2 tRNA genes and 1 rRNA gene are annotated in these 768 nt (G+C 39.1%); all 3 read right to left on the reverse strand.

Features of this window, described 5'->3' with window-relative positions:
- Window positions 1–216: ribosomal RNA gene (locus O3603_RS12040) — 23S ribosomal RNA — on the reverse strand; the annotation flags it as partial.
- A 179-nt stretch (window positions 217–395) separates the two neighbouring features.
- Window positions 396–469: transfer RNA gene (locus O3603_RS12045), tRNA-Ala, on the reverse strand.
- A 67-nt stretch (window positions 470–536) separates the two neighbouring features.
- Window positions 537–610: transfer RNA gene (locus O3603_RS12050), tRNA-Ile, on the reverse strand.
- Between the last annotated feature and the right edge of the window lie 158 nt (window positions 611–768).

Genomic DNA, 768 nt, shown 5'->3' on the forward strand with positions numbered 1-768 from the left:
ATTTTCTCTTCCTAGAGGTACTAAGATGTTTCAGTTCCCTCCGTTTGCCTCACTACAGATGTAGTGATATCAGGTCTTCAACCTGATGGGTTGTCCCATTCGGAAATCCTTGGATCAAAGGTTATTTGCACCTACCCAAGGCTTATCGCAGCTTATCACGTCCTTCATCGCCTCCGTGAGCCAAGGCATCCGCCATGCGCCCTTTCTTACTTTCTTCGCCTTCTTCGTAATTACTTACAAAGAATGTAGCTCATACTTTCAGCTGTTGTGTGATTCTAATTTTGAAGTTTAACCTCTATTAGAATACTAAATCTATTTATTAAATGATTTAGTTCTACTTTACAGTCTTGCTTGTGTCAATATGTCAAAGATCGATGCTGTTTCAAACAGCAAAGTGGAGAATAACGGATTCGAACCGTTGACCCCCTGCTTGCAAAGCAGGTGCTCTAGCCAACTGAGCTAATCCCCCAAGGGAATTTTAGAGTATTGAATTAGAAGTTTTAATTTAGAAACTCTACATTCAATAATAAAAGAAGTAGTCCCAGGCAGACTTGAACTGCCGACCTCCACATTATCAGTGTGGCGCTCTAACCAACTGAGCTATAGGACTGAGTTGGAAGAAAGCTTATGGTGTTTTCTACCTGACTTCCTTTTCTCTTATTCTTAATAACAGTTTCAGTGAGTACAAGAAGAAAAACAAACCTAAGGTTCTTTTCTTATCTTGATTACCGTTAAATTGTCAACTTGTATACTTAAATACATATCAAC

This window comes from Prevotella sp. 20925_1_30 (assembly GCF_041433025.1).
Lineage (GTDB): Bacteria > Bacteroidota > Bacteroidia > Bacteroidales > Bacteroidaceae > Prevotella > Prevotella vespertina.